14 protein-coding genes are annotated in these 22,111 nt (G+C 52.5%); 2 read left to right on the top strand and 12 right to left on the bottom strand.

The annotated features are described in order from the left end of the window. Position 1: 1 nt before the first annotated feature. The 4 genes from CDA54_RS18145 to CDA54_RS18160 form a co-directional block, all read right to left on the bottom strand. Entirely contained in the window at positions 2–202 is a 201-nt protein-coding gene (locus tag CDA54_RS18145) for a Trm112 family protein (protein WP_099036467.1), read from the bottom strand. After that, positions 192–1,160, bottom strand: coding sequence for a tetraacyldisaccharide 4'-kinase (lpxK, locus tag CDA54_RS18150; RefSeq protein WP_180237276.1), 969 nt, complete (start codon positions 1,158–1,160; stop codon positions 192–194). The genes CDA54_RS18145 and lpxK overlap by 11 nt, the downstream gene beginning before the upstream one ends. Next, a complete protein-coding gene (gene msbA, locus CDA54_RS18155; protein ID WP_099036469.1) occupies positions 1,160–2,914 on the bottom strand; it encodes a lipid A export permease/ATP-binding protein MsbA in 1,755 nt (584 codons plus the stop codon). The genes lpxK and msbA overlap by 1 nt, the downstream gene beginning before the upstream one ends. Before the next feature lie 87 nt (positions 2,915–3,001). Then, on the bottom strand, positions 3,002–5,257 hold the full coding sequence (locus tag CDA54_RS18160) for a DNA internalization-related competence protein ComEC/Rec2 (protein ID WP_099036470.1): 2,256 nt from the start codon (positions 5,255–5,257) through the stop codon (positions 3,002–3,004). Positions 5,258–5,313: 56 nt separating this feature from the next. Between CDA54_RS18160 and CDA54_RS18165 the strand changes: the two genes are divergently transcribed. Then, positions 5,314–5,835, top strand: a complete 522-nt coding sequence (locus CDA54_RS18165) for a DUF2062 domain-containing protein (protein WP_062480432.1) — start codon at positions 5,314–5,316, stop codon at positions 5,833–5,835. A 43-nt stretch (positions 5,836–5,878) separates the two neighbouring features. On the opposite strand, the gene CDA54_RS18170 is transcribed toward CDA54_RS18165, so the two are convergent. The 6 genes from CDA54_RS18170 to recC all read right to left on the bottom strand — a co-directional run bounded on the left by CDA54_RS18170 (position 5,879) and on the right by recC (position 16,286). Further along, positions 5,879–6,193 carry a HigA family addiction module antitoxin gene (locus CDA54_RS18170; RefSeq protein ID WP_099036471.1) on the bottom strand — a complete coding sequence of 105 codons (315 nt, stop codon included), beginning with the start codon at positions 6,191–6,193 and terminating at the stop codon, positions 5,879–5,881. A 104-nt stretch (positions 6,194–6,297) separates the two neighbouring features. After that, on the bottom strand, positions 6,298–6,843 hold the full coding sequence (locus tag CDA54_RS18180; protein WP_099036472.1) for a GNAT family N-acetyltransferase: 546 nt from the start codon (positions 6,841–6,843) through the stop codon (positions 6,298–6,300). A 128-nt stretch (positions 6,844–6,971) separates the two neighbouring features. Then, positions 6,972–7,223 (bottom strand): hypothetical protein, encoded by a 252-nt coding sequence (locus CDA54_RS18185; RefSeq protein WP_099036473.1) that lies wholly within the window; start codon positions 7,221–7,223, stop codon positions 6,972–6,974. A gap of 380 nt (positions 7,224–7,603) precedes the next feature. Next, positions 7,604–9,487 (bottom strand): exodeoxyribonuclease V subunit alpha, encoded by a 1,884-nt coding sequence (gene recD / locus CDA54_RS18190; protein WP_099036474.1) that lies wholly within the window; start codon positions 9,485–9,487, stop codon positions 7,604–7,606. Beyond that, complete coding sequence (gene recB / locus CDA54_RS18195; protein WP_099036475.1) at positions 9,481–13,005, bottom strand: exodeoxyribonuclease V subunit beta; 3,525 nt, start codon at positions 13,003–13,005, stop codon at positions 9,481–9,483. Before recB ends, recD begins: the two co-directional genes overlap by 7 nt. Next, on the bottom strand, positions 13,002–16,286 hold the full coding sequence (recC, locus tag CDA54_RS18200; RefSeq protein WP_099036481.1) for an exodeoxyribonuclease V subunit gamma: 3,285 nt from the start codon (positions 16,284–16,286) through the stop codon (positions 13,002–13,004). The genes recB and recC overlap by 4 nt, the downstream gene beginning before the upstream one ends. Positions 16,287–16,526: 240 nt before the next feature. Between recC and CDA54_RS18205 the strand changes: the two genes are divergently transcribed. Then, positions 16,527–19,211 (top strand): cation-transporting P-type ATPase, encoded by a 2,685-nt coding sequence (locus CDA54_RS18205; RefSeq protein ID WP_099036476.1) that lies wholly within the window; start codon positions 16,527–16,529, stop codon positions 19,209–19,211. A gap of 26 nt (positions 19,212–19,237) precedes the next feature. On the opposite strand, the gene CDA54_RS18210 is transcribed toward CDA54_RS18205, so the two are convergent. Then, positions 19,238–19,765 (bottom strand): helix-turn-helix transcriptional regulator, encoded by a 528-nt coding sequence (locus CDA54_RS18210; RefSeq protein WP_099036477.1) that lies wholly within the window; start codon positions 19,763–19,765, stop codon positions 19,238–19,240. A gap of 357 nt (positions 19,766–20,122) precedes the next feature. Next, positions 20,123–21,646, bottom strand: coding sequence for a S10 family peptidase (locus CDA54_RS18220; RefSeq protein WP_099036479.1), 1,524 nt, complete (start codon positions 21,644–21,646; stop codon positions 20,123–20,125). Positions 21,647–22,111 lie beyond the last annotated feature (465 nt).

Genomic DNA, 22,111 nt, shown 5'->3' on the forward strand with positions numbered 1-22,111 from the left:
GTTACTTACCTTTAAGTTTTTCCACTTCTTCACTGCTCATTTGCCGTGCTTCATTCTCCAGCATCACCGGAATATTATCGCGCACGGGGTAGGCCAGGCGGTCAAAACGGCAAACCAGTTCGCTCTCCTGAGCATTCCAGTACAACTCCCCTTTACATACGGGGCAAGCGAGGATATCGAGTAACTTCTTGTCAAAGGCCATGAATCTTTTCCAGCAGTTGTTGTTTAAATTGTTCCGTTAACTTAGCACTTACCGGCAGGTACCACCATTGGGAACCAGCAAAGGCGCGGCATTTCACCGCATCTTTCTCGGTCATCAGCACCAGATCATCGGGAATATCTCCGGTTTTAAACGCATAGTGATCTGCATACACACGGGTCTCTTTGAGCCTGACCTGACGATGCCTGAGCAGATTAAAAAATCGCTCCGGATTACCAATTCCGGCCAGCGCAATGGCAGGCTTTTTAAGTGCCGACAAAGACTGGGTTTTACTCGGGTATTTAAGATTCACCAGCTGACCGGTTTCCAGTGACATCAGATGCTCCCCCGGGGCTGCAATACCGCCATTGACCACCACAAAATCTACTGTCGATAATCGCCATTTTCCCTCCCGCAGCGGCCCCATAGGCAGCAAATGACGGTTTCCCAGACGACGCTCGCCGTCCATCACCAGAATTTCTACATCTCTGGCCAGGCGGTAGTGTTGCAGGCCATCATCACAGAGTATGATATTACAATGATGTTTTTCAACCAGATAAGCGGCCCCTCGCACCCTGTCAGGATCCACCACCAGAGGGCAGCCCAGATGCTGACGCATTAATACAGGTTCATCGCCTACTGTGGCCGCATCACTGTCTGGCAACACAGTGTATGGGTAAGCCGGTGCTTTGCCACCATAACCACGGCTGACCACTCCGGGATGATACCCTTGTTGCTTCAGCCACTGGCACAGGCGGATCACCAGCGGGGTTTTACCACTGCCGCCTACAGTAATATTTCCCACCACAATAACCGTTGCACCGACCTTATGGGATTTTTTCAGGCCAGCCCGGTAACACCAGCGCCGCAGTGCTGAGACCAGATAAAACAGCAGCGCCAGCGGCGCTAACAACCACAACCAAATGCCGCCCTGATACCAGGCTTTCTCGAGTGCCGTCACTAAATGCTCAATCCATCTTTAAATTGCAGTTTATGCAGCTGTGCATAAGCGCCATCTTTTTCCAGCAAAGTTTTATGATCGCCCTGCTCGACAATACAACCCTGATCGATGACCAGAATTTTATCGGCATTCTCGATGGTGGATAAACGATGTGCCACCACCAGGCTGGTGCGGTTTTGCTGTAACTTATCCAGCGCATCCTGGATTAATCGCTCAGACTCAGTGTCCAGCGCCGATGTGGCTTCGTCCAGGATCAGTATTGGTGCATCCCTGAGAATAGCCCGAGCAATGGCAATACGCTGTCGCTGACCGCCAGAGAGCATCAGACCATTCTCACCAATATTGGTATCCAACCCCTCAGGGAGAACATCAACAAATTCCTGCACATGAGCAATACGCGCCGCCTCGACAATATCTTCCCGGCTTACCCTGTGTTCGGCACCGTAGGCAATGTTGTTGGCAATGGTGTCATTAAACAGCGTCACGTGCTGAGAGACCAGCGCAAACTGGCGGCGCAGATCTTCGAGATTGATCTTATTAAGATCCTCACCATCGAGCAGAATACGGCCCTGCTCCACCTGATAGAATCGGGTCAGCAAACTGGAAATGGTCGACTTGCCGCTGCCGGAGCGGCCAACCAGTGCCAGGGTCTGACCGGCATTGATATTAAAGCTGATATCTTTAAGGGCTTCCTGCTCTTTGCCCGGATAGCTGAAGGTGACCTGCTCAAACAGAATATCGCCTCTTGCACGATCAAGATGTAAGGAGCCGGTATTCGGCTCAGGCTGCTGATCGAGGATCTCAAAAATACTGCCACAGGCGGCCATACCACGTTGAAATTCACTGTTTACCGTGGTCAGTTGCTTCAGGGGTTTTAACAGCATGGTCATGCAAAATACCACTGTGGTGAAGATACCGGCGGTCAGTTGTTCGAGCATATCCGGCAGGCTGGAGATATACAGCACCACCGCCAGGGCTATCGAAGCAATAACCTGAATCGAAGATTCACTGAACAGTCTGGACACCACCAGTTTCATATTTTGCTGGCGGTTATGATTATTGCGCTGATCGAAACGCTTTTTTTCCATTTCCTGACCACCAAACATCAGCACCACTTTATGGCCCTTGATGACCTGCTCAACGGTACTGGTCAGATTGCCCATGGCCTGCTGAATACTGCGGCTGACAATGCGAAAACGCTTGCTGACCACATACACGATTGCCGCCACCACCGGGCCGATCAGCATAAAGATCAGCGACAATTGCCAGGAGTAGTAAAACATCACGCTAAGCAGACCAATCACCAGTGCCCCCTCGCGCACAAGTGTCAGCAGGGCCTTGCCCGCGGCATTAGTAACCTGCTCAGTGTCATAAATCACCTTGGAGATCATCTGGCCGGAAGAATTACGGTCATGAAAGGCCACCGGCAGGTGAATAAACTGATCAAACAACTGGCGACGCATTTTCATCACCACCTGATTGGCGATCCAGGCCAGGGTATAGGTACCCATAAAATTGAAAATACCGCGCAGAATAAAAATCGGTACAATCAGATACGCGGCCATGCGCAGATAACCAAAATCCCCTTTAACCAGACTGTCGTCAATCAGGGGTTTTAGCTGGGAAAACACAAAGGCATCCACGGCCGAGTATCCAATCATCCCGAGGATCGCCACGGCGAAAGCCAGCTTGTAGTCTTTTTGATAGCGCAGAAAACGCCTGAATACCGTAGGTGAAGGCTTATTTTTATTCATTTATTCACTATTTGGCAGGCCCCTGACGGGCAGAATGCCCACATTGTACCGTCCCGATGCGGATTACCCAACTACCAATCTGATTGGTCAGAAATGAAACGGTGGTGGTTGGTACCAGTATGGGTGATAGTAACGCCGGTATGTCTGCACTCTGATGCCACCATCCCCGATCACAAAATCTGTCTGCCCTTCTATGGAAGTCTGTAACATCTTCACGTCATGTTCCCGGTAACGTTGCACCACAGCTTCAGCGGGAAAACGCCAGCGATTAAGGTAGCCCTGGCTGAATACCACATACTCTGGTGCCACCGCACGGATAAACTCTGAAGATGACGAAGTATTGCTGCCATGATGAGGAGCGATAAGAATATTGGCCTGAATATCCTCATTGGTGGCCAGTAGTCGCTCAATGTCACTGTCAATATCCCCCGGCAACAACAGGGTAATCCTGCCATCTGTAATGCTCAGCACACAGGAAAGGTTATTTTCAGAATCCTGATAGCCGGCCGGCGGCCACAGCACCCGGATGGTGAGCTCCTGCCAGTGTTGCTGCCAGCCTGCCTGGCACAGATCATCGTGTTTAATTACCTGCTTAAGAGGAATACCCTTAGCCAGTTGAGGCAGACTGCCGGCATGGTCATTATCATTGTGGCTGATAAAGACCTTATCTAACTGGTTAATTCCTCTGACTTTTAACAGCGGCAAAATATGATTATCGGCGCTATTATAACCCGATGGGTAAGCCGGGCCGGTGTCATAGAGAATGGCCCTGCCCTGTTTTTCAATCACCACAGCCAGCCCCTGGCCCACATCCAGCACTCTGACAATCCAGTTGGGGTCCCGTGACGGAAACGTCCAGCTCAGCAAAGGCATAATAAACAAAGCGCAAAGCAGCCAGCGGCGCCGGCAAACTGGCAGAGTCAGTAATGCTAACGCCGCGACCATCAACACCCAGACCATCAACGGAATCTGTCTGACCTGCGAAAAGGCCGGTGGCAGGCTGGCAAACCAGTTAAGCCCCTCAATACCAAGGCCAATAAGTAAATCGGCAAGACTAAACACCAGACTACCGGCGGCAGGCCAGATAAACAGCAGCAACAACCCCAGCAGACACAGAGGCACCAGCAGCAGAGTTACCAAAGGTACCGCCAGCATATTCACCAGAGGTGAAATCAGCGACACCAGATGAAACTCCCAGGCCACCAGTGGCAACATCAGTAAGCTCAGGGCCAGTTGCATACGCAGCAAAGATATAAAAGCCGTGCGCCAGTCCACTCTGGCGCCGGCGACCGGCCAGCGCCAGAACACCAGCCAGATAATCAGAATGGCACAGAAGCTGAGCCAGAAACTTAAGGAAAACAGACTTAAGGGGAACAGCAGAATAAAAATCAGCAAAGTAGTCAGGAAAATCTGCCGGGGCCGCCAGTGCCTGTCGCTCAACCACAGCCAGGTTACCAGCACCAGCATGACCCAGGCTCTGGCCGTTGGCAGGCTGAAACCGGCAAGCGCCGCATAGCCAAAGGCCGCCACCAGTGCACCACCCATAGCCACTTTAAACAGGTTAATTCGCTCACTGCGACCACATAACAGATACCCGCTGCACCACAGCAACACAGACAAACTCAGACCACTGATGATCCCCAGATGTAAGCCGGAGATGGCAATAAGATGGGCGATACCGGTACGCTGCACCAGTAGCCAGTCAGATTGCTCCAGGGTGCCACGATAGCCCAGCGTCAGCGCCTGTAGCCAGGCGCCGTGTGTAAGATCCAATTCCAACATCTTATCCAGCACCTGCTGACGCAGGCTGATGTTGTTCTGCAACAGTTGATTGGACGGCCTGGCGACCACATAGCCGGTTGCGCGGATACCACTGGCAAATAACCAGCGCTGATAATTAAAACCGCCCAGGTTAAGGCTGCCATGGGGAGGTTTCAGGCGTACCGCCAGACTGACCTGCTGCCCCTGCTTAATATCCCAATCCGGCTGCCGGTAACTTAGCCGCACCTTTACTCCTGCAGGTACCGGCTGATTATCCAGTGTATTGAGACGCAAATTAAAGCGCTGAGTCGATTCAGGGCGGCTCAGAGTCTCTATCCAGCCTGTTACCATGACAGTTTGCTGAATCTTTTCTTCAGGCAGTTGCCAAGCCTGCTGCCAATGCCCTACACTCGCCATCCAGAATATGGCAGCCAGCGCCCCTGACAGCCACCATCTTTGGTAGTAAAGGGCGAGGATAATTGCCAGAATAAATAAAGGCGGCAAGATCCACACAGGCGGCAGTGCAGACCAGAGTAAAACGGTCATACTCAGTGTAATGAAACTGAAACGCCAAACATCCATATTTGCAGCCTTATCTGTTCATTCCCTGGCCGGAATGACGTGAATCAGAGAGCCTTATGCCAAAGAAAATTATCGGGCGTTTTTTGCCCGATCACAAAACAATTAAGCGACAAAAAGCCCTGGCCGTGTTTGGCAGCCTGCTGCATGATCCCAATTTGTGGCATCTGAATCGCCGTTCAGCCTCTGGCGCCTTTGGTATCGGCATGTTCTTCGCTTTCTGGCCTGTGCCTTTTCAGATGTGGCTGGCGGCGGCACTGGCCATTCCTATGCGCGTTAACCTGCCCTTGTCTGTGGCCACCGTCTGGATCACCAACCCGCTGACCATGCCGCCGATCTTCTTTGCTGCCTATAAGGTGGGTGTATGGCTGCTCGGCGCTCCGGCCGAACCCTTTTACTTTGAACTGAGCTGGGAATGGGTAGTCTCCAGCCTCAATACCATCGGCCCGGCCTTTTTGCTCGGGTGTGGTGTCTGTGCGGTAGTCTTTGGCGCGCTGGGCTATTTTGCCATGAACCTGCTATGGCGCTTCTCCGTCAACAAAGCCTGGAAAGCCCGTCGTGAAAAACGCCAGCAGAAGTAAAACAAACAGGACTTAGCCAGGCTTTATCCTGTGCAGGACTTGGTTATGCAGCATTCAGCGGCTTGATCCGCTCCACTTCATCCTTGACTGACTGAGCGGCAGTCCAAAGATCAACAGATCGCTGCGCGTTCAGCCAGAATTCCGGCGAGTTACCAAACAAACGGGCAAGCCGGAGCGCCATTTCAGGACTGACAGCACGACGCTCGCGCAGCAATTCGTTAACTGACTGACGTGAGACGCCCAGAGATTTAGCCAACCCGGCAACGGTCAGGCCGTAGTCCACCAGGAAATCTTCTCTGAGCATTTCGCCAGGATGGGTCGGTTTGCGCTGCATGCCGGCAGTGTTAAGAATAGTCATAGTCATCACCTCACTCAGTGGTAGTCACACACTTCGACCTCGTACGCATCACCATCTTCAAAACGAAAACAGATACGCCACTGATCATTTATTGTTTATTCGATTCAGGCCAGAAACGGATAATGTGCACGGTGCAAGACCTGACTCCGTATCCCGTAGACATAAATGTCGTGTTCTTCGCCTATAAAGAACACTGATTTTGTCTTTTTGGCACCAAGCTTCTGCGCCACTCGTACGGAGGCATGGTTCCTCGGATGAATCAGAGAAATGAGCTTCCTCTTTCCCAATGTATTTTCCCCGTACTCTTTACAGGCCTTCGCGGCTTCGGTTGCGTAGCCATTGTTCCAGTACATGGGTAGCATACGATATGATATCTCGGTTTCCACTTCACCATTAATTTCTTGATGTAAAAGACCGGCAATGCCGACAAACTGCTCTCCTGGTTTGAGCAGGACCTTCCAATAGCTATAACCGTATTCTGTGTATTGATAGAGGATTTTCTCAACCATTTGTTGGGTCTCGTCGTAACTGAGCACCTTCGGGAAGAACTCCATCACATTTTTGTTCCCAGTCAGCAAATATACCAAATCAACGTCGGCGGCTGTCACCTTAATCAACTTCAAACGTTTGGTTTCCGTGATCAGCCGCATTGTTTGCTACTCCTTTGCATAACGCACCAATTTGGGGAATTGCGAGAGGTTTGCCACGAGGTGGCAGCGAGTAATTTTCCCAAGCCAGCTTGCTGGCTGAATAACATTGGATTGTTATATGTCATTTATTATAGAAATGCGGTTTTGGGTGCTTTTTTACATCTTTCCCGAGCAACTTCAATGGCATGACGACCCTTATTGGGAGCTGATTTTAGGGTTGGATAAGAACCAATTTCCTTAAAGTATTTTACTCCTAAACTCACGCAGCGATTGTAAAGTTCTTTTTCTTCTTTCTGCTGGGCAATCTTTTCTGCTTCGCTTTTACCACATGAAGATAGCAATAACACAATAGTTAAAATAATGGTTCCTTTTGCAATCATTCAAAGCTCCCTAAAATTTTTACTGGCATATAGCAATATTCTTATCTGGAAGAATTCGGTGTTTAAGTGCAGAAGACTTCCTTGTTTTGGTTTTTGTAGCATGTTTATCTACCCTGCACCACCATGAATAGCAGTTCCGAACTATGTGACCTGGTGGCAATGTTGTGGTTGAAAACCCTCCACAGCAGGGATGCTGTGGCGGAGCCTCCAGGGGTGATCTGAAACCGAAGCGTAGCTTCGCAGTTCAGAGAACGACATGTCATGGATGACATGGCTGGGCTCTTAGCGAAGCAGGACAGCGCAGCGTAAGAGGATTCACCGCGTGTTTTCAATCGCTACATCGCCGCCGAGCCTATATTTGACAACGCTATGAGTGCTCTCTACACACTACTTTTACTCAACTCCGGATAAGCTTTTTTTTGCAGTCGCCAGGTCAGGCCGGAGCCGCGCTGGCTGACGGTATCCAGGGCGTTGTGCAGTTGCTGGGTGGGGGCAAACAGGGTCAGTTTTTTACGGGCTCTTGTGATGCCGGTATAGAGTAACTCGCGGCTGACAAACTGGCCCGGGTTATCCCCCAAACACAATATGCCATGTTCAAATTCTGAGCCCTGGGATTTATGAATGGTCATGGCATACAAGGGCTGCCAGGCGGGCAGACGGCTGGTCAGTACTGCGCGCAGTTCGCCGTTGTCCTGCTCAAACCAGACCTTTAAAAGGCCGTTTTCATCGGGCAGGCAGATGCCGGTATCACCGTTAAAAAGCTGCACCTGATAGTCATTCTGGGTCACCATTACCGGCAGGCCGGGGTAGAGTTCCTGCTGCGGTTTGATCCAGTTGCGGCGGGTCAGACTCAGGGCTATCTGTCGGTTCAGCGCTTCGCTGCCCCAGTGGCCTTTGCGGGTGGCACAGAGCACCTGCTGTTTGGCCAGTTCAGCAAAAGCGGCCTTAATGTCTTCGCCGGCCACTGCGGCAAAATAATCGCTCATTCCACGGCAGGCCAGTTCTACCAGCTCTGCGGGACTGGCTTCACCGTTCCAGGCAAGATCGTCAAACTCCCCTACCGCCAGGCACTCCAGTACCTGGGTCAGGCTGCCCAGATTCACCGCCGCCGCCAGCCTGCCGATACCGCTTTTAATATCAAATCTATGGCTTTTGCTCAGCATCACCAGATTATCCTGTAAGCGGCTTTTTTGTACGCTGCAGGGGGTGAGGCTGAGCCCGGTGATCCTCTCAATGCGCTCAGTGGTGCTGCGGCTGAATTGCTGTTCTCCCCATAAGGGCACGCTGGCACAAATATCACTTAACACCGAGCCCACTTCCACCGAGGCCAGTTGCTGGCGATCGCCGAGCATCACCAGGCGACAATGGGCCGGTAAGGCATCCAACAGCCTGGCCATCAGCGGCAAATCCACCATCGAGGCTTCATCCAGGATCAGCATATCCAGCGCCAGCGGGTTATCCTGATTGTGGCGAAAATGCTTACGGTTAGGAATGCTGCCGAGTAACCGGTGCAGGGTTGCGGCCTGGGCGGGCAACGCCAGTTGCATGCCCTCGGGCAGTAACTTACGGGCCTGATTCATCGATTCACTCAGGCGCATGGCGGCTTTACCCGTTGGCGCCGCCATGGCAATGCGCAGGGTTTTACCCTGTTCACGGGCCAGCGCCTGTACCAGCGCCATCAGTTTGGTTACTGTGGTGGTTTTACCTGTTCCCGGGCCACCGGTAATAATACACAGGGCCTTGCTGGCGGCCTGTACCACCGCTATCTGCTGCCAGTCCGGGCCATTTTGTGAGCCGTTTTCGAATAAGCTTTTCACCAGCGGTTTGCAGGCCTGTTCATCCACCTGCAACTGCACCTCTGCGAGCCGGCAAAGCTTATTGCAAAGGCTCACTTCATACTGCCAGTAGCGTTGCAGGTACAGGGCCTGATTATCCAGCACCAGTGGCGTACTGACACTGCCCTGCGGCTGAGGTTCGGTAACAGTGCGGCTTTGCTGCAACAGGCTCAAAAGCTGAGATTCGAATAACATCGGCAGTGGCTCACGCAATTCAGCCACCCACAGGTTATATAAACGGCACAGCTCGGTCAGTTGCACACACAAATGCTGGGCGCCCAGTTGCTGGCTGAGAATACAGGCCACCAGACCCATTTCCTGTGCCTGTTGTTCTTCCTGCTCTGCTATAAACAGCCCCAGCGCGGTATCCAGCGCATCAACAAAGCCCTTTTCCTGCAGGGGTTGCAGATAATGCCCGGCGCTTAACATAGTTCCAGTTGCTCCATCTGATTATCATCCCGGCTGTGGCCGCTGAACAGCTTATCCAGCGCCATGATCAGTGCCTTCTGCGGGCGGGTGAAATAACAGCCGCTGTCCTTTTGCTCCGCCGTCATACCGCGCAAAAACAAATAGCAGGCACCGCCCACATGGCGATCATAGTCATAATCCTGCAGGCGGCTTTGCAGCCAGCGATGCAGGGCCAGAGAGTACAGAATCGCCTGCAGCTCGTAGTCATGCTCCTGCATGGCCCGGGCCATTGCCTCGGTGTTGTAATCGGCAAAGCTGTCACCCAGATGATTGGACTTATAGTCCGCCACATAGACCTTACCCTGATACATAAAAATCAAATCCACATAGCCTTTCAGGGCACCGTTTAAGGTCTCAAAATCATAATGGGCGTTCAGATCGGAGCGATAACGGTTAAGCACGGCATTAAAGGCACTTGCCTTGATCTGATTCACCGGCAAATGAAATTCCATTTCCGCCAGTAACTGTTCAAGATTACTCAGGCACAAGCCAGGTTCAGCAAAGGGGGTTTGCATTGCATCAGATAACCAGCTGGTCACTACCGGCCACCAGCGCGGTTCAATCCCGTAACGCATGGCCTGCGCCTCAACCAGCTCTGCAAGTGGCGGGCTGTCGGGTTGCAGGGCATGTTCGAGTACATCATGTAAAAATGAACCGGGCCGCGCACCGCGGGGAAAGCTAAACCTGTCATCCTGCTCAGAATGCATTTCCGGCAGCGGCGGCATCACAGTGATTGGCGCCTCGTCATAACCGGGGGCCGGTAATTTATCCTGCTGCTGGCTGATGGCCGAATAACTGGTCAGGCGCCAGCGCTGATAATGGCTGTTACCCGGCACCGCACAGCTCAGTTGCTGCTCCTGTTGCTGTGCCTGTCGGTTGAGGATGATTGGCAGCGCCGGTTCAATCAGCCGGTACTGAATATTCACCCCATCGGCCAGCGCGTCGAGCTTATCGGCCAGGATCGTACTATGCAGATTCTCTGTACCGCCGATAACCAGGTTACCCAGCGCCGTCTGCAACAGCCCTGATGCCTTAGTATTGCCGCCGGTGTTGGGGTGCCAGACACCAAGGCTGCAATAATGCTCAGCCCGGGTCAGCGCCACATAAAACAAGCGGATATCCTCGGCTAAACGCTCATAGGCGGCCCGTTCCAGGGCGCTGTCGGCATTGGTAAAATCCACCCGCAGCTGGTTTTCATCGTCATGATACAAGGCCTCTTTGGTGGCACTGTATTTACAGGCAAAAGGAATAAACACCAGCGGATATTCGAGCCCTTTAGAGGCATGCATGGTCACTATCTGCACCAGCTTGTCATCGGTTTCCAGACGCAATTGCTGGGCTTCATGATTATCATCGGGCTCCAGCAGGCTCTGGTGGTACCAGCGCAATAACTGGCTTTCGCCCCGGTGCTGCTGTTCCTGCTGTTGCAGTAATTCAAGCAAATGGCGCAGGTCTGTCAGCCGGCGCATGCCATCATCGAAGCGGCGCATCAGCGATACCTGGATCTCCAGACTATCCAGCATCTGTGCCAGCGCGCTGGCGATCCCCTGGCGCTGCCACAGCTTTTGCCAGTGGAAAAATTGCCAGAGCAGATCCTGCCAGCGCAGTTCATCTAAAAGCCACTGTTCAAATTCAGCGGCATCCAGGCCCACCATTTCAGTGAGCATGGCAGCTTTGACCAGACGCTCATCGGCGGGGTTGTGTATGGCCTTAAGCAGAATGTAGAGGTCGCGGGCCATCTGTGTACTGAACACACTGCGGCGCACTAAAAACACGCTGTCGATATTGGCCTGGCGCAGGCCGGTGCGGATCATATCCGCTTCAATTTTATCCCGCACCAGTACCGCACAGTCGCCGGGCTGCAGCGGCCGCTGCTGATCTTTTGCCTGAATCACCGCCTCGCCCTGTTCCGCCATTTGCAGCAGGCCAGCAATCTGATTCACACAATCCTGCACCAGAGGGGATTGCACCGCAGATAAGGCTTTGGGATCTTCGGTAGCCAGATAATTAAAGCAGATACCGGCCCGTGGCTGGCCCTGAACCAGTAAACGGGTTTGTTTGTCAGCCGCTTTAACCGGCATAAAGGGAATATCGCGGTTAAATAAGAAGCCGTCGCGGCTTTGCGCGAAAAGATGATTAACCCCCTCTACCAGTTCATGGCGTGAGCGCCAGTTGGTGTCCAGGGTAAAACGGCGCTGCTCATCCACCAGGCGCTTGGCCTGAATATAGGTAAAGATATCGGCGCCACGAAAAGCATAAATCGCCTGTTTGGGGTCGCCAATCATGATCAGGCAGTGCTGGCCCTGTGGCGGATACAGGGTCGAGAAAATCTCAAACTGGGTAGCGTCGGTATCCTGAAATTCATCAATCAGTGCCGCCGGATACTGATTACGTATGGCACCAGCCAGATCGGCACCCTGTCTGCTGCCAAGGGCCCTCTGCAGATGGCTGAGCAGATCATCGGGGCTGAGCTGATTAGCCTGATCTTTGTTATTACTTAGCCGCTGGCGCACCTCGGCCAGCGCCTTAAGGCTGAGACTCACCTGCAGGGCCTGGCGTAACTCGCCTTCCAGCTTATGCAACAGCTCAAAGGGGCCGAAATTCAAATGGGATAAGTCTTTGCTGGTTTTAGCCGCTGCACTTTGTACTTTATGGGGGAAAAGCACCTGCCAGCCATCCTTGTGACCACTGAAAAAAACCTCTTCAGAGCGGAAAAAATCATCCAGCCGGTAAATCACCTCGCCTTTACCTAACAGTGTATTTTTCTTTAAGCCGGCCTGTAATAACTGCTCAGCCACCTGCTCCTGCAGCCACCAGTCACGGGTTTGCTGCAGGCACTGTCGATAGCGGCAAAACAGCTGCTGAGGATCCTCATCGGGCTCCTGCACCTGTACCGACTGACTTAACAGCGGCCGCAGTTTTTTCTGCAGGGCCACAGGCTCCGCCCAGAACGACAACACCAGTTCCAGCAACGGCGCCGGTAACGAGGCAATTTCACTGCGCCAGAAGTCCTTTACCGCCAGATTCAAATGTTCAGACTCATCCAGGATCAGCACCTGCTGATAACGTTCGCCACTTTCAAAGGCATGTTGTACCAGCGCCCGCTGACAGAAACTGTGAATGGTGAAAATGGCCGCCTCATCCATCTGCCGGCTGGCAAGCTGCAGGCGCTGGAAGGCCTGCTGAGGATCCTCAACCTCATCGATCAGGCGCTGAATCAAGCTGTCATCACTTTTACCGGCATAAAAATCCACACTACAGCGATGGATCAGGCTGCGAATACGGTGCTTCAGTTCGGCGGTGGCAGCATTGGTAAAGGTTACCACCAGAATCTGATCCACTTTTAAGGGTGCGCACTGATGACCAATCAACAGACGCAGGTACAGGTGGACGATAGTAAAGGTTTTACCTGTGCCCGCGCTGGCCTCGATCAGCGACTGACCGGATAAGGGAAAGCTCGGTAAATCCAGTGGCTTCATGCTTCACTCCCTGCATACAAGGGCCCGACCAGCTTTTCACTGACATCGGCAAATTCATCGAAAACAGCCTCAAGATCGGGCCAGATACGCGCAATATGCTGCTCCTGCCCTTCTCCGGGTTTAAAGTCATTGCCCACATAGGTACTTAGGGTTTTATCTTTATCGCCGGTTTTCAGCCAGCACCAGGCACTGGCAATCAGCAGGGGTAAGGGCCTGCTGTGGCCACTGCGCCAGGCTGCAACAAACTGCTGTAAATAGTCCTGCGCCTGCTGCGGGTCTGGTGCTGCAACCACAAAAGGATCTGATTCGGTGCCGACAAATACCGCCTGAGTGACCGGCTCTTGCTGAGCCCTGAGCAGCAGTAAACGCAGCCACAGATCCAGCTTATCCTGCTCACGTACCTTACCGGAGCGCCACAGCACTAACTGATCCTGATACAGATGATCCTGCACGCCCTGTAACAATAATCCGTCTATCTCCAGCTCCAGCAATACCCTGTGCGGGCTATGCTCTCGCCGGAACGCGGCCAGTCGCTGATTCAGCGCCTCGCTGTCCTGTCGAACCTGATTAAAGGTCAGCCCGGCACTGTTACCCACTGGCAATACGCCCTCGGCACGCATCTGCACAAAACAGCCCTGCATGTCTTCGGCTTCTACCAGTCTCTGGCGCAACTGATACCGGCTCAGGCCGTCCAGCGCAAAAGGCTCTTCATCTTCGAGCTGTTGTTCCAGTGAGGCGAAACGGGCCTGCCAGCGCAACTGAAAAAAGCCCAGCGCCGGATTACGGAAAAATCTCAGCCAGTCTTCTGTGCTCACCTGAGATTGTGGCTCCACAGGCTGCAACGAGGTAAAAAAGGGTTGTGATGTCGCAGGCTGGCCCAGCAATCTGGCCAGATTCAGGCTCTGAGGGTCATAACTGCGGCCAGGATCCTGACTGAAATACTGCGGATGGAAGGGCTGCAAATGGGCCTGCTGATGCAGGCGCTCGCGCACAGAACTGCCCTCTTCGGCTGCATACACCTGCTCACAGTAATCCAGTAATTCTTCCACCAGTACGCTGGGTACCTGCACGCTGTTGTCACGCTGGCTGCGACCCAGATAACTGATATACACCGCATCGCGCGCCGACAGCAGCGCTTCAAGAAACAAATAGCGGTCATCCAGACGCCGGGAACGATCCCCTTTGCGCTGAGGCGTCAGGCCCATTAAATCAAAGCCCATGGGCATCATCTGGCGGGGATAGTCACTGTCATTCATGCCCAGCAGGCACACCCGCTTAAATGGAATACTGCGCATGGGCATCAGGGTACAGAAATTTACCGCCCCGGCCAGAAAGCGCTGGCCCACACCGCTTTCCTGTAATTGTTGCTCCAGCGCCTGGCAGAACACCCGCTGTTCAATTTCGCCATCATACTGGTTCTGATGCCGGGCCAGGCTTTCCAGCGCCTGGCGCAGCCTGAGCAGATAGGGCTCTTCGTCTTCTTCTGCGGCGTAGATGTTTTCCAGATGCTGATCCAGCCAGGCGACTTTGTCTTTAAGGGCGCGCGGATATTGGCAAAACTCCAGCCACAAGCCCAGCTCGCGCAGAAAATCCAGCAGCTTGGCCAGTATGCGACTGTCCTGCCCTTCCATATCGGCATAGGGGGCAATCAGGCCGCTGGTACCCGGCTCAGATTTACCCTCAGATGATCTTCCATGATAAAGGGGTACCGACATGGCATAGCCGCTGATTAGCCGGATTAACCCCTGCAACCAGCTGTTCTGCCCTTCTTGTGGCAACTGCCAGCGGCTTTTATCCTCTGCATCCAGCCCCCAGCGTATGCCTGCATCGGCCAGCCAGAATCTGAGCTGTTCAAACTCGGCCTGCGCCAGAGCGAAGCGGCGCATCACCGCCGGTACCTCAAGAATATCGAGGATTTCGGTCAGTGACAGGCGTTTAAGCTGCAGGCGCATCAGATTGGAGAAACTGATCAGAAGCGGTGATTCCTGCATAGCGCCGCGATCGGAAATCGCAAAAGGAATATTTCGCTCGCCCTTATGGGCCCCGAATACACCAGGGATCAATGGTGCATAGTCGCTGACATCCGGCATCATCACGATAACATCACCGGGATGCGCCTGTGGATTGTGGCGAAAGTAATCCAGCAGATTGTCCTGTAGCACTTCCAGCTCTCTGAGCCGGGAATGGCAGCTGACCACCTGCAGGCTGTTATCGTTGCCCTTAAGCTCAACTTTGGGATAAGCCGCGGGCTGCACCAGCTCATCGGCCGCCAAAGGCTCGGCGCTGCCCCGATGCGTCAGTTCCAGCACCTCATCCTGCAGATGCAACAGTAAGGTATCAGGTACCTGCTGAACGAACAGATCCTGCTGCTGTGGCTCAAGCTGTAACAGCAAATCGAGGAAATCCTGCCCCTGCTTACCCCAGGAGGCCAAAAGCGGATTGCCCACATCCAGATAATCGGCATCGGTGTTTTGTTGTTCCAGCGCCACCAACTGACCTCTGGCATGGCCCTTCTGATCGATAATATCCCCCCAGTAATGGCAACTGGGGTTCAGCCAGTAAAGATAAACCGGGATCTGCTGCGCCAGCGCCTGTAGTACCTGCAACTGCTGAGGCGGCAGCGCCGAGATGCCGAACACCATCAATTGGGAGGGTAATTTCTGCCAGCAATCCTGCTCATTGAGTGTATCCAGCAGCGCCTGATGCAGATTGGCCCGATGCCAGGGTGATTCCCCCAGGATTTTGCTGTAGGCCACCAACTCCCGCCACAGTGCGCTCTGCCAGGCGTGTTTATGCATGTCTTCGGTAATAACAGCATCATCACCCTGCTCCCAGGCCAGGATCCAGTCCGGCCGGTACACCAGGTACTGATCGAATAAATCCGCCACTTTTTGTGCCAGCTGAAACTGTTTTAACTCACCGTCACCGGCCAGGTAATCGGCCACCGGCGCGAACACATCCTGCGAGCATAGCTGCGGCAGCAAGGCCATCAGCTTCCAGGTCATATTGTCTTTGGTAAAGGCTGAGGATTCAGGAATATCCGGTAACAACTGGCGGTACAACTGCCAGATATAGCTTGAGGGTAACGGAAAGGTCAGATTAGCGGCAATACCAGCATGCTCGGCCACCTGCAGTTTCAGCCACTGGGCCATACCCGGGCTTTGCACCCATACCACCTGGGGCTGAAACAAGGCCTGTGCGCTTTGTGATTTGACAGCCATGGCCTGGCAAAGCTGGCCGGCCAGAATTTCCATCTTATTTGACTGTACCAGATACAACAATGCCAACGCCTCCAAACTGCCTGTTATCTCAAAGTGTCACCTGAGACTGATAATCTTAACAACCTGATCTGCACGTGGCGATAATTAATATCAATTGCTACAGGTTAAGCCTTTGTGACATCAGGCGAAATGACCGGCAAGAATAGGAAAATATGACCTGGATCAGAGCCGAAGCGCACAAACCGGTTAGACTGATACTGTACCCGGAAACTCACCACATTCACGGACCAGAACAAGAATATGACTGACTGGCACACTAAAAGCGGCGAAGAGGTAAAAGACTCACTGCAAAGTACCGCAGAGGGCTTAAGTTCTGAGCTGGCACAACAACGGCTGGCAGAGAACGGCCCCAACCGCCTGCCCGAGGTCAAAGGCAAACCCGCCTGGCTGCGTTTTTTGCTGCAGTTTCACAATATCCTGATATACGTACTGCTGATATCCGCGCTGATCACGGCTCTGCTCGGTCACTGGCTGGATACCACAGTGATTCTGGCCGTAGTGCTGGTGAACGCCATAATCGGCTATGTGCAGGAGGGCAAGGCCGAGCAGGCCATGCAGTCACTGCGTAATATGCTGGCGCCTACCGCCTCAGTGATCCGCGATGATAAACGCCAGACCATTCCGGCCACGGATCTGGTCATCGGCGATCTGGTTTTACTCGAAGCCGGTGACAAGGTTCCGGCCGATATGCGCCTGCTAAAAGCCCATAACTTAAGTATTCAGGAAGCCATACTCACCGGCGAATCGGTGGCGGTAAACAAAAATACTGATGCGGTCAGCACCGATGCGCCCTTAGGAGAGCGAAGCGGCATGGCCTTCAGCGGCACTTTTGTCGGCGCAGGCCAGGGCCGCGGACTGGTGGTGGAAACAGGCGCAGCCACAGAGATTGGTAAGATCAACCGCATGCTGGGCGAAGTAGAGCAGCTTACCACGCCTTTAGTTGAGCAAATGGCCAGTTTTTCCAAATGGTTGAGTGCCCTGATTCTGGTGGTGGCAGGCATACTGCTGATCGTCGGTTACAGCCTGTTAAATTACCCCTTTACCGAACTCTTTATGATTATTGTCGGTCTCAGCGTCGCCGCGATCCCCGAAGGCCTGCCCGCTGTGCTGACTATTACTCTGGCCATTGGCGTACAGGCCATGGCCAGACGCCATGCCATTGTCAGACGGCTGCCCAGTATCGAAACCCTGGGGGCAGTATCGGTGATTTGTACCGATAAAACCGGCACCCTGACCCGCAATGAGATGACGGTCATTCAGGTGCAGATGCCAGCCCGGAACTATCAGGTAGAAGGCTCTGGTTATGCACCCACAGGGGCCATTCTCGATGAACAGCAAAAACCCTTGCAAAGTACACCGGCGGAGCTGGAGTCTGCAGCCCTTACCGCCCTGCTCTGTAATGATGCGGCGCTGCATGAACAGCAGGGCCAATGGTCGATACAGGGCGACCCCATGGAAGCGGCACTGTTAAGCTTTGCTCTTAAGGCCGGGCTGGATCAGCAGGACAGCCACAAAGCCTGGCCACGCACCGATGCCATTCCCTTTGACAGCGAACACAAGTTTATGGCCAGTTTGCACCATGATCATCGGGGCAACGGGCGCATTCTGGTTAAAGGCGCCCCGGAAAAACTGATTAATCTGTGCACCAGAGTACAGGGTGCTGACAGCACGAACGAAATAAACAGAGACTACTGGGCTCAACAGGCCCAGGCTATGGCCGCACAGGGCCAGCGGGTACTGGCGCTGGCCGTAAAAGAAGTGCCCGGGGAACATAACCTGCTGAAGATGCAGGATCTGGATGAGGGGCTGTGCTTACAGGCCCTGATTGGCATTATGGACCCGCCCCGTGAAGAAGCTGTGGATGCCGTGGCACACTGCCTGTCAGCGGGCATCAAGGTAAAAATGATCACCGGCGATCATCCTGGTACTGCCCAGGCCATAGGTAAAAAAATAGGCCTGCAAAATACTGACAAGGTGCTTACCGGTGCAGAGATTGAATCCATGGATGACGGCGCACTGGCCTTATTGGTCAACGACGTGGACATCTACGCCCGCACCAGCCCGCAACATAAGTTACGTTTGGTAATGGCGCTGCAATCCCATAACCTCACCGTGGCCATGACCGGCGACGGTGTTAACGATGCGCCGGCACTGAAACGTGCCGATGCCGGTATCGCCATGGGCTTAAAAGGCAGCGAAGCAGCCAAGGAAGCCGCGGACCTGGTTCTTGCCGATGATAATTTCGCCACCATTGCCGCTGCCGTGGAACAGGGCCGCACCGTATATGACAATCTTAAAAAGGTGATCAGCTGGACCCTGCCCACTAATGGCGGTGAAGCAGCAACCATTATTGTTGCCCTGCTGCTGGGCATGAGCCTGCCGATTACGGCGCTGCAAATCCTGTGGGTGAACCTGATTACTGCCACTACCTTGGGGCTGGCGCTGGCTTTTGAACCCACCGAAGCTGGTACGATGCAGCGCCCGCCAAGGCATCGTCATGCGCCGATAGTATCGGGCGTATTAGCCTGGCAGGTGGTGCTGGTCAGTTTATTGTTTCTGGCCGGTATGTTCGGCATTTTCAGTTATGCCAACGCCCGCGGTGACAGTCTGGAACTGGCCCGCACCTTAGCCGTGAATACTCTGGTAATAATGGAAATGTTTTACCTGTTTTTTATCCGTCACAGCTACAGCACTTCATTCAGCTGGCAGGCTATTAAAGGCACGCCGGTGGTGTGGCTGATGGTGGGTATCGTCATCGTCGCGCAACTGGCCATTACTTACCTGCCCTTTATGCAAAAAATATTCGACACCCGCCCGGTATCTCTCACGGACGGGCTGATCATCATAGGGATTGGTATTGGCTTGTTTGTAGTGGTGGAACTGGAAAAGCAAATTCGACTACGGTTGGTACAGGATAAGCCATAGGCGGGTTAAATTCTGTTGGATTGGCTTCAGATGCTTAATGCAGACAATTGAGCCTGGCCGCTTTTATCCAGTCTGGCATATTCTTGTGTAACATTGATGTGCATATTCACCAAAGCGACTTCTTTGATACCGGACTCTATCACCCGACGCTGTTTACCTTCAAACCATTGCAAAACACTGGCTAGATGCCAAATAGCCGTGTTACCAGAATGTACCGGCGTCGGAAAAGACTGGATGTTCGTAACCATTAACTTACGCATATTCTGACGACTAAATCCCAACAATTCAGCCATATCAGACAGTCCCATCAAATCAGGCGTTGATTCTATTAATTTTGCATCCGGGATAACACTTTTAACCTGTCTGATTGCTGAAGTTATTGCATTTGCAGCATTCTCTGCCTGCCGGGTAAATTGCAGAGCAATTCGTCCCTTCTGGCCAAGGCCAATAATGGCGTCATCACAACCAACTTCACCTAATTGCTCAATAAGGTTTTCGTCATCGACGGATTGATCTACATATGCAAATTTCAGAGTAAAATCATATTCATTCATCGCCTCACTCCTCAGTGGCCCCTTTACTGTGAACCATACAATTATCCACGACTCTTTTTATCTGCTTCGCATGATTTGCCGCATTTCTCGGTGAACTCCAGATACAGGCAATGCAAAATTCTCCGCAACGACAATCCCTGTCATTGTATGGGCAATAAATTTTCCCCCAAGCATGACTTCCACCCACTTCAATTCGCCACCCTTGTTTTTCTGCATACACGAGGGCTTGCTCAACTTCCTTTTTGGAGTGTTTTTTCCGTGTCATTGATAAACTCTTTTAGCTGAAGTTTAGCCTTGCCAGACAGAGTTGTCAACTGACAACCCTGTCTGGCAAGGCAGTTACATCAATATAATCCTTTAACGGGGATATTGGGCTGGTACGCCCTCACCAGGCAGTGAGGCTTTGATAAATTCACGCAGATCTTCGTTTGAGGCTTCCAGGTCGGCGCGGCGCAGGTACATCATATGGCCGCTGCGATAGCCTTTGAAACTGAGTCTGTCGCGCATTTTACCGCTGGGGTCGATATGCCACATATTGTACTTACCATCGAAGTAGTTGGTGGCGCCGTCATAGTAACCAGACTGGATCATCACTTTCAGGTAGGGATTCTGAGCCATAGCCTGACGCAGGTTTTTACCGGTGTTGTTATTGCTTCTGTCCCAGGGATGAACCGGACCGAACATATTGTATTTAAGGTCGGTCTCATACTTGAGTTCATTCTTGATATAGTCGTTGATGGCAGGAGTAAAAGAGTGCAGCCAGGAGGTCAATTCGGCCCAGTAATCAGGGCGATCGCCGGATTCTTTTTCATCAATGCCCAGATAGCGGCTGTCCAGTCGGCCCAGGGTTTTACCCTCATCGCGCAGCAGTTCTTTCCAGAAAAAAGCGGTGCTGACATCCAGATTATTCTGCTCAATGGCTTTTTCACTCAGGCCTGAATAACGGGCCATAGTGGCGGTAATCTCCGCCTTTTCCTCAGCTGAAATAAACGCGCCTTTGGCCAGTGCCGGTAATAGTTTGTTGAGGGTGAATTCTTCTACCTGTGGCAATAATTCATCCAGATCCAGATTCTGTAATGCCGGCTCCAGCTTGTTGTGATGCCAGGCCGTGGCGGCAAAATATGGCAGGCGGTTGGCCGACTTGACCGGGCCGTTGCGCTCAATACCGATATCTGTGGGTGATACCAGCACCACACCGTTAAGGTACATCCACTGGCTGTTTTGCAGCTCCAGCGCCAGCCCGGATACGCGGGTAGTACCGTAGCTTTCGCCAATCAGATATTTAGGAGATGGCCAGCGGTTATGGCGACTGACAAAGGTATTCAGCCACTCGGCCAGATATTTCACATCGGCATTAACCCCAAAGAACATTTCCTTTTGTTTTTCTTTTGACGGTAGCTTGCCTTCTTCGTCTTTCAGCACGCGGCTGTAACCGGTATTGACCGGGTTGATAAAGACAATATCTGCCACATCCAGAATCGAATAGGGATTCGTCTGCACACCATAAGGCTGCACCGGGTAGCCCTCTTCATCGATTCTAAGTGTGCGCGGGCCGGTATAGGCCACATGCATCCATACTGAAGCCGAACCAGGCCCACCGTTGAATGACATGATCAGCGGGCGGTTCTCCTGCTCTTTTACATCACTGCGCTGATAGTAGGTATAGAACAGTGAGGCCACGGCTTTGCCTTCTTCATCCCATACCGGCTGTGTACCTGTGGTGGCAGAGTAGCTGACACGCTTACCTTTGATGGTGGTTTTATGCTCCGTCACCACCTGGCTATCTACTTCGATTTCACGGGTATTGGCGCTGACGGCAACACTGCCAAACACCAACAAGGCACAGACCAGGCCATGTGCCAGGGAATTTGATTTCAACATAGGTTACTCTTCTTCTGGTTATTAACAGATTAACGACATCATCATAACAGCAGCGGCAACAGGTCTGCACAGTAACAGACAAAGTTTATCGCACCCTACCCGTCGCCCGACGTTTTTAAACCTTCTGCTCACTGGCCTGTAACCAATGTGATCCTATTGTTCCAACGCCAAATCAGAATACATGACAAACACCATCGAGTCAGAACCTGGACGTTGATGATATCAGTTATACAGGGTTATCCTGTTGATGAACGAGGAGAAATGGCGTGAAAACTAGCCTGGTTTATTAATACAGAAGCACAGTCACTTATTAAGCCTACATGTTCGGAGTTAGTGATAATTCAAAGTTACCAAAATGTATCTCAGCTTTCTTCTGGTGTTTTGCAACGATTGATGGTGAAGCTATCAGGACGTCCTGCCCTGAGGACAAATCATAAACTTTGAGACTGTAAAAATATCTGTGTA

Origin of the sequence: Lacimicrobium alkaliphilum (assembly GCF_002591895.1) — a bacterium.
GTDB lineage: Bacteria > Pseudomonadota > Gammaproteobacteria > Enterobacterales > Alteromonadaceae > Lacimicrobium > Lacimicrobium alkaliphilum.

Coding starts and splice junctions, on each gene's coding strand:
- CDA54_RS18145 (WP_099036467.1), bottom strand. CDS start 202: ATGGCCTTTGACAAGAAGTTACTCGATATCCTCGCTTGCCCCGTATGT.
- msbA (WP_099036469.1), bottom strand. CDS start 2,914: ATGAATAAAAATAAGCCTTCACCTACGGTATTCAGGCGTTTTCTGCGC.
- CDA54_RS18160 (WP_099036470.1), bottom strand. CDS start 5,257: ATGGATGTTTGGCGTTTCAGTTTCATTACACTGAGTATGACCGTTTTA.
- CDA54_RS18165 (WP_062480432.1), top strand. CDS start 5,314: ATGCCAAAGAAAATTATCGGGCGTTTTTTGCCCGATCACAAAACAATT.
- CDA54_RS18170 (WP_099036471.1), bottom strand. CDS start 6,193: ATGACTATTCTTAACACTGCCGGCATGCAGCGCAAACCGACCCATCCT.
- CDA54_RS18180 (WP_099036472.1), bottom strand. CDS start 6,843: ATGCGGCTGATCACGGAAACCAAACGTTTGAAGTTGATTAAGGTGACA.
- CDA54_RS18185 (WP_099036473.1), bottom strand. CDS start 7,223: ATGATTGCAAAAGGAACCATTATTTTAACTATTGTGTTATTGCTATCT.
- recD (WP_099036474.1), bottom strand. CDS start 9,487: ATGTTAAGCGCCGGGCATTATCTGCAACCCCTGCAGGAAAAGGGCTTT.
- recB (WP_099036475.1), bottom strand. CDS start 13,005: ATGAAGCCACTGGATTTACCGAGCTTTCCCTTATCCGGTCAGTCGCTG.
- CDA54_RS18205 (WP_099036476.1), top strand. CDS start 16,527: ATGACTGACTGGCACACTAAAAGCGGCGAAGAGGTAAAAGACTCACTG.
- CDA54_RS18210 (WP_099036477.1), bottom strand. CDS start 19,765: ATGAATGAATATGATTTTACTCTGAAATTTGCATATGTAGATCAATCC.
- CDA54_RS18220 (WP_099036479.1), bottom strand. CDS start 21,646: ATGTTGAAATCAAATTCCCTGGCACATGGCCTGGTCTGTGCCTTGTTG.